The organism is Exiguobacterium sp. UBA3491 (assembly GCF_002377745.1).
Lineage (GTDB): Bacteria > Bacillota > Bacilli > Exiguobacteriales > Exiguobacteriaceae > Exiguobacterium_A.
The window spans coordinates 53,214-60,936 of the sequence record NZ_DFQK01000021.1 but is presented as its reverse complement, the minus strand read 5'-3'; the positions used below and the strand labels follow the sequence as shown (position 1 = coordinate 60,936).

At 46.1% G+C, this 7,723-nt stretch carries 7 protein-coding genes; 2 read left to right on the top strand and 5 right to left on the bottom strand.

The genetic code is table 11. The annotated features are described in order from the left end of the window. The coding region (locus B4F99_RS07260; RefSeq protein ID WP_290756320.1) for a sensor histidine kinase at window positions 1–1,033 on the top strand (1,033 nt) is incomplete at its 5' end. 61 nt (window positions 1,034–1,094) lie between these two features. Here the strand turns inward: B4F99_RS07260 and wrbA are convergent. Further along, on the bottom strand, window positions 1,095–1,697 hold the full coding sequence (gene wrbA, locus B4F99_RS07255) for an NAD(P)H:quinone oxidoreductase (protein ID WP_035410786.1): 603 nt from the start codon (window positions 1,695–1,697) through the stop codon (window positions 1,095–1,097). Between the two features lie 298 nt (window positions 1,698–1,995). On the opposite strand from wrbA, the gene B4F99_RS07250 reads away from it, so the two are divergent. Further along, a complete protein-coding gene (locus B4F99_RS07250) occupies window positions 1,996–3,786 on the top strand; it encodes an LTA synthase family protein (protein WP_290756318.1) in 1,791 nt (596 codons plus the stop codon). 33 nt (window positions 3,787–3,819) lie between these two features. Here B4F99_RS07250 and B4F99_RS07245 read toward each other — a convergent pair whose 3' ends face one another. The 4 genes from B4F99_RS07245 to groEL form a co-directional block, all read right to left on the bottom strand. Then, window positions 3,820–4,758 carry an IS30 family transposase gene (locus tag B4F99_RS07245; protein ID WP_290756316.1) on the bottom strand — a complete coding sequence of 313 codons (939 nt, stop codon included), beginning with the start codon at window positions 4,756–4,758 and terminating at the stop codon, window positions 3,820–3,822. A 193-nt stretch (window positions 4,759–4,951) separates the two neighbouring features. Further along, window positions 4,952–5,890: a HEAT repeat domain-containing protein gene (locus B4F99_RS07240; RefSeq protein WP_290756314.1), complete on the bottom strand. Its 939-nt coding sequence runs from the start codon at window positions 5,888–5,890 to the stop codon at window positions 4,952–4,954. Between the two features lie 36 nt (window positions 5,891–5,926). After that, window positions 5,927–6,547 (bottom strand): LysE/ArgO family amino acid transporter, encoded by a 621-nt coding sequence (locus B4F99_RS07235; RefSeq protein ID WP_290756312.1) that lies wholly within the window; start codon window positions 6,545–6,547, stop codon window positions 5,927–5,929. Window positions 6,548–6,688: 141 nt separating this feature from the next. Continuing rightward, the coding region (gene groEL, locus B4F99_RS07230; RefSeq protein WP_290756310.1) for a chaperonin GroEL at window positions 6,689–7,723 on the bottom strand (1,035 nt) is incomplete at its 5' end.

The window sequence follows — 7,723 nt, the reverse complement described above, 5'->3', positions numbered from 1 at the left end:
CTCGATCCGTGAATCGATCGTCTATATCGAACCAGAAGGTGACATCCAGTTGATCAACCGACCATTACTCGATCTGTTCGACCATCCGGTTGATGACAGTCTCGATGAGAATGGGCTGATGAACATCACTCCGTCTGTCGTTCAACTCAAGCATCGCGTCGACCAACTACCGGAATTCGAACGTTACTTGAAAAAGACGTTTGTGAAACGAGAAATCGGTGAAGGAATTACCTTCTCGATCGATCACGAGCGACGCTTCATCAAGACGTACTCCGAGAGCATTCATTATGGTGGACAGTTCCGCGGGATTCTACTCGTCTTACGTGACGTGACGAATGAAGTCGAGATTGACCGGATCAAAAACGAACTCGTCTCGACGATCTCACACGAACTGCGGACACCACTCTCGTCGATCTATGGCTTTACTGAGCTGATGATTCAGCGTGACCTACCACCGAAACGGCAGAAGAAGTATCTCGAAGCGGTCCATTCGGAAACAGAACGTCTCTCGCTGTTGATCAATGACTTCCTCGACTTGCAACGGATGGAAGCAAACCGTCAGGAATATGAGATGGCACCGTTCGATATCGTCGCGATGATTCGGGATTTGAAACAGTTGCATAGTCTGTCGTCTTCTTCCCACGCGATTGAAATATTCCGAAACGTCGAACCATTGATCGTCGAAGGGGATGCGAAGAAGATTCGCCAATTATTCAGTAACCTGATCAACAATGCGATCAAATACTCACCAGCTGGTGGAACGATCGATATTCAACTGACGCGACACGCGTCACGTGTCACGGTCGCGATTCAAGATGAGGGCATCGGGATCCCAGCTTCTGCGATGAGTAACCTGTTCCAAAAATTCTATCGTGTTGACAATTCGGACACCCGTCAAATCGGCGGTACTGGTCTTGGGCTCTCGATCTGTCGCGAAATTGCGCGTGGACATGATGGAGAAATCCATGTCGAGTCGATCGAAGGACAAGGCTCGACGTTCACAGTCGAACTTCCGTTAACACAAAACACATGATGCATACGAAAAAGCGCCAGAATGTGAATCAGCATTCCGGCGCTTTTTGAATTAGGTAATGTTATGAGTTAAGACGGCTTGCCACTTCAACCGTCCGTTTCGCTTGATGGCGCACGGCTGGTTCGACCGATTCGACCATGTTACCGTCTTGGTCGACAGTGACCGATGTACCATATGGATTTCCGCCCGCTGCGAACAAGACAGGATCCGAATAACCTGGTGCCGCAACGATTGCACCCCAGTGGAACATCGTCGTATAAACTGCGAGAACAGTCGCTTCCTGACCGCCATGCGGATTCTGTGCCGACGACATCGCACTGACGACTTTATTGACGAGTTTGCCTTGTGCCCACAGTCCGCCTGTCGTGTCGAGGAACTGTTGGAATTGTCCTGGGACATGACCGTAACGTGTCGGGACGCTAAAGATAATCGCATCTGCCCAGTCGAGTAGATCCGGTGTCGCTTCTTCGATATCACGTGTGGCTTCCGCATGCTTTTGCCACAATGGGTTCGAAGCGATCGCTTCTGCTGGGGCTGTCTCCTTGATTTTCGCAAGACGGACTTCCGCCCCTGCTGCTTCTCCCGCTTCTTTTGCCCATGAGGCAAGTTGATGGTTCGTTCCGGTTGCGCTGTAATAGATGACCGCTAGTTTCACGTTTGACATGACTTCGCTCCTTTTTTAAAAGACAGTGACGGACGATGGACGTACACGCTTTCTATTCCCGCTTTCCGCGCAAATTAACGTCAATTGTTTGAATTCAAGAGGAAATTCAAACCAATTCCTCGATTAATTCGTGAAACGAGCGAACATGACTTCCTGTCTTGGTAAGATTTCTATTTTTGCCTGATTCAGAAACAATCGCCATTTCACCTTCAGATTGTATACTTCCCACATCTATGCGTTCCTCGATTTGCCGTTTAGGGTAAAGACCGATTGACGACACACGTAAGGAGTACTGACCATGGCGATTCGCTACACCCTTTATCTGTTACTTGGCATGCTGAAGTTCATGCTATTTAGTTATTTTACAAAAACCGACCTTTCGCTTCATTTAACACTGATGAATCTTGCTGGCATGCTGATCCTATCGAGCTGGACGTTACTGATTCCGTGGAATAAACGCCGCTGGGTCTGGCTCGGTCTACTGCTGGCGCACAGTTTTCTGCTGGCTTCCGACATGTGGTACTACCGTTACTTCGAGGACTTCCTCTCCGTCTCGCTCCTCTCACAGATGACGCAGATGAGTGACGTCAGTAGCGGCTTCACTGCCTTGATCGTACCGCAAGACTTCCTCTTGTTCGCTGATAGTTTGATTTTCATGGTACTGCTCTTTGTCTTCCGCAAACGACCGGAAGTAACGACAGCGCAAACACGACGCCGGACAGCTGGACTCCTTGCAGTCAGTGGCATTATTTTGTCTGCTTCACTGCTGACGTACCGGACGCTAACAGAAGATCGTCAACCGACGGCAGCGATCTCCGATATGCGTGACTACTACCTGTTCGGCTTTTGGGGTTATCACGGGTGGGACGCTTTCAAAGGCGTGACCGGGCGACCAAGCGACGGATTGACGGCTCAGGAGCAACAGCGCATCAACCAAAAGGAGCAGACGAATCCAACCGGTGCGAAAAAGACACCGAACATCATTTTGGTGCAACTCGAGTCGTTCCAGGCTTCTGTTATCGACCAGACCATTAATGGCGAAGAAGTAACGCCGAACCTGAATCAGTTGAAAAAGGAATCGCTCTACTTCTCGTCGTTTTACCACCAGACACATGAAGGACGAACTTCGGACGCTGAGTTCATCACGAACACATCGCTTTACCCGTTGAAATCAGGTTCCGTTTATACGCAATATCCGACGAATGAATTCGAGCCGCTCCCTGCGTTACTTGAGAAGAACGGATACGATACGGCAGCAATGCACGCTTACGAAAAAGGTTTCTGGAATCGTGACGATGTTTACAAGAACATCGGTTTTAAGCACTTCTTCAGCCAAAATGATTATTCAAAAGAAAAAAAGATCGGCATGGCGCTGAACGATCAGCAGTTCTTCCTCGAATCGATTGATCACATGGAGACGCTGCAAGAACCATTCTTCTCGTTTTTAGTCGCGTTGACGAGTCATACACCGTATGAGATCGACAAGGAAGATCAGACGCTTGATCTGTCCGGATATGAGGATCCAATGTTGAAACGGTATTACCAGACTGTCCATTTCGTCGACACCGGTGTCGGAAAGATGATTGATGAGTTGAAACAACGGGATCTTTGGGATCAGTCGCTCGTCATCTTTTATGGCGATCACGATAGTGGACTCGTCAATGAAGGCAGTGAGATGCGCAAAAAGGCAGATGTATCGTCTCCCGTTGCTGCCTTTGAACTCGAGCGCCGCATCCCGCTCTTCATCAAAAAACCCGACCAGCAAACCGGTCGGGTCATGAGAGAGAATGGCGGACAGATTGATATCGCACCAACGATCATTGATTTGTTGAATCTCAAAACATCCTATATGATGGGGCAATCCCTCATCGACGACAAACCGAATCTGACGGGCTTCCGTGATGGTTCGTTCCGCTACAAGGACTATTACTATGAAGCGGATTTGACGAAAGCATCAGGCGAAGGCACTTGTTATGATGTATCGACTGAGAAAAAGGTCGAGCTGAAGTTCTGTCGAAATCAAGTGAAGGATGTGAGTAAGCAGTTAAAGCTGTCGGATAAGATTATTGAGGAGAATGAACTGGAGTAATTAAAGAGCATCTAATTTTCTTAAGACGGTTTGTCAAATTAAGCGCAACACTTCTTCGGAAAAGACCTCGTATGCAGTTTTCCAATCCAAACACTTTCTTGATCGATTGTTGATTCTAGAAAGTGCGTGATCTAATTCTGTCTTGTTGATCATTCCGAAGTTGGTTCCCTTTGGGAAGAACTCACGGAGAAGACCATTGGCATTCTCATTGCTGCCACGTTGCCACGAAGAATAGGGATCCGCGAAGTACATTGGGATACCAAGAGAGTCCTGTATCCGTTCGTGACAGCTGAACTCCTTACCGCGATCCGTCGTCATGGTTTGAAACGTTCCCGGTGGGAAAGAAGAGTAAAGTGTTCGGATGGCATGTTCCATCGAGTGAGAAGAACGATCGACCATCGGTAGTACGATATAGAACCGACTTTTACGTTCGATGAATGTCGCGACACATGCCTTTGTCTGCCCTCGTCCTGATACGACAGTATCAAGCTCCCAGTACCCGAACGTTTCTCGACCCCGGACGTCCGACGGACGTTTACTGATCGGAAGTCCAATGTTGAAGCGACCTCGTGTCTCACGTGGCTTTTGGCGCTTTCCTTTTTGTCGTAAAATGCCTAAATCACTCTTGATGAATCCTTTATATATCCATCGATAGATCGTACTGTACGATGGTCCCTGTTTGTGAAAGAGCCGTCCTGCGATCTGTTCGGGAGACCATGTCTCTCGCAGTTTCGAAAGGATACGTGAGCCAAGCGAAGCGCTGAACAGCGTGCGTGCTCCACAATTCTTTTTTTGCATCTCATAACGCCGGCCGGCGTTGATCGCATTGTAGGAAGGATTCCGTTTGAGTTCACGTGAAATCGTAGACGGCTGTCGTCCGAGATGCTGAGCGATCTTTCGCATTGAAAATCCAAGCTCTAGATAAGTTTCTATTTTGACTCTTTCTGATGTGGTAAGATGAACATAGCTCATAACGAATCCTCCGTTGAATTTTGTGTGGTAACTCTATTCTACACGAGGTCGTTATGGGTTTTTTTGTGTTTTCAGCTAGGTGTTGCACTTAATATTACAATTCGTCTTAAAGTAAACAAGCCTGACCTTCTTCACGTCTAGTGAGAAGTCAGGCTTGTTTATTGATCGTTATCTCCACCTACCCTCGAGCCCATCAGTAGAAAGTAAAATGGTCTTCGATCCATTGCCATTCTTCGTCAAATAAGAATTCTCTTTTTGTTTGAATGATCCAATGAAATAATTTAGGAATCGCCTGATGAGAATGCTGGTATCGATGTAAAAATCGAAGAGCGATTAGGACTTCATCTGTTTGTATTTGTCGCGTTCGCTTCAATAATATTTGTACACGTTTGATCACCGGTTCAATCGCTACTTCATCACCATGTCGCTCGATTGCGACTAACGCATACTCTCTCACATTACTAGATCGATCTTTTAGTCCATGCAAAAATATTGAAAGATATAATCCATTTCCAAGTTCACTCAGTGCAGCTAAAGCCGAATGCCTAACGTCTCCTCGCGAATGGTCCAACAAAGGAATCAAATAAGAAATTGCTCGCTCTGTTCCAATCGTGGCTAAAACAAAATTAGCACTCATGATATCAAAAGAGTTATTTGATGTCGTAATCAAACGAATTAATGCATCCTCTGCTATCTCATCTCGACAGACTCGCAATGCTTGAATCGCAGCTTCTCGAACAGACGACCGAGAATCGTCTATGTATTTTACGATTCGTTCTGTATCAGGAATGCATCGTTGTTTTGCTAGTTCTTCCAAAATGCTTTCAAGAAGACTTGGCTTTGTCTCTTGCTCCAGTTTTTCAAGCAATAACATCCCTGCACGAACATCTCCCGAATTCACACCAATCGTTCCAATCATAAAATAAAGATGTTGTTTTTGTTCTGCTTGTTTCACTTTGTCGAGTAAAGTGTTCAATATCGGAAGCATATTCGCGTCCCTAAAATGATGGACTCTTTCATAAGCCAGGTCGGATGGTGAGCCTTCGTTCGTATAGCACTTCACTTTTTCATGATAGAGGTATTCTTCATCAGACATCTGTTCAACTAAACATAAAATCTCATCGTCCTTCATATCTTGTAGTTGCTCCTTAACCATTTAAATATCTATTTAACTTTGTTCTAAAGCAAACTGAATTAATTGATACGATAGCCAGAACATTAAGCATCCTATTCCAAAATCTAGTACTTTCCACGCTTTTGGTTGTTTAAAAACAGGAATGAGCCATCTCGATCCATATCCTAATCCAAAAAACCAAACAAATGAGGCAATCAAAGCTCCGATCAAGAAATTGACTTTTTGATCAAATGTCAAAGTTCCAGCTATACCACCGATGATGACAACCGTATCTAAGTAGACATGTGGATTTAAAAGTGTAATCGCTAATGTGAGTAAAATCGTTTTATGAATAGGCATGATTTTAAAATCTGTTGAAACATCCATTGTATGTGATGACGAAAATGCACTACGAAAAGATTTAAATCCATATAAGAGAAGAAATAGTCCTCCGACAATCGCAAGACCAACATTTGCAAACGTATTATTCTTAATGACGGTACCGATTCCCAGTACGCCCGCACACATCAATAACACATCGCATAAAAAACATACTAGCGCCACCCAGAAAATATTGTTTTTAAGTAAACCTTGTTTAAGGACGAACGCATTTTGAGCGCCGATTGCGACGATGAGTGTACCCGATGTTACTATACCTTTTAAAATTTCATTCACTTGACGTCTCCTCTTTCATTATCTGTATTTCTAAACTGATGAGTGGTGCTTATGTAATTCTTTCAACTATTAAGTATACTATCGCAAACAAAAAGTACCGAACCCTATTTACTAGGATTCGGTACTTTTAGATGAAATGCCTTACATCATTCCGCCCATTCCACCCATATCAGGCATTGCAGGAGCAGATCCGGCTGGTTCTGGTTTATCGGCGATGACAGCTTCCGTCGTCAAGAACATCGCTGAGACGGACGCCGCGTTTTGAAGTGCTGAACGCGTTACTTTCGCTGGGTCGACGATTCCTGTCTCGATCATGTCGACATATTCGTCCGTTGCCGCATTATAGCCCATTCCTGGTGCTTCATGCTTGAGACGCTCGACGATGACTGAGCCTTCTTGACCTGCGTTTTCCGCAATTTGACGAAGTGGTGCTTCAAGTGCACGAAGAACGATGTTGACACCTGTTGCTTCGTCGCCTGTTGAGACCGACAGAATCGATTCGACAGCTTTCGTGACGTGAATGAGAGCTGTTCCCCCACCTGCTACGATGCCTTCTTCGACTGCTGCGCGTGTCGCGTTGAGTGCATCTTCGATCCGGAGCTTACGTTCTTTGAGCTCAGTCTCGGTTGCTGCTCCGACTTTGACGACTGCTACGCCACCTGCGAGTTTCGCCAGACGCTCTTGTAATTTCTCACGATCGAAGTCGCTTGTCGTCTCTTCGATTTGCGCACGGATCGTCCCGACACGTGCTTCGATCGAATCTCCGTGTCCGTGACCTTCGACGATCGTCGTGTTATCTTTTGAGACGACGACTTTCGACGCACGACCGAGTTGCGTGATTTGTGTTTCTTTCAGATCAAGACCGAGGTCTTCTGTAATCAATTCTGCGCCTGTGACAATTGAAATGTCCTCAAGCATTGCTTTCCGGCGGTCACCAAAGCCTGGTGCTTTGACTGCTACCGCGTTGAACGTACCACGGAGTTTATTGACGACGAGTGTCGCAAGTGCTTCGCCTTCGACGTCTTCTGCGATGATGAGGAGTGGTTTGTTTTGTTGAACGACTTGCTCGAGGACTGGAAGAATCTCTTGGATGTTCGAGATTTTTTTGTCCGTGACAAGGATGTACGGGTTCTCAAGGACCGCTTCCATCTTGTCTGAATCCGTGATCATGTATGG

Coding starts and splice junctions, on each gene's coding strand:
- B4F99_RS07245 (WP_290756316.1), bottom strand. CDS start 4,758: ATGAGCTATGTTCATCTTACCACATCAGAAAGAGTCAAAATAGAAACT.
- B4F99_RS07250 (WP_290756318.1), top strand. CDS start 1,996: ATGGCGATTCGCTACACCCTTTATCTGTTACTTGGCATGCTGAAGTTC.
- wrbA (WP_035410786.1), bottom strand. CDS start 1,697: ATGTCAAACGTGAAACTAGCGGTCATCTATTACAGCGCAACCGGAACG.
- B4F99_RS07240 (WP_290756314.1), bottom strand. CDS start 5,890: ATGAAGGACGATGAGATTTTATGTTTAGTTGAACAGATGTCTGATGAA.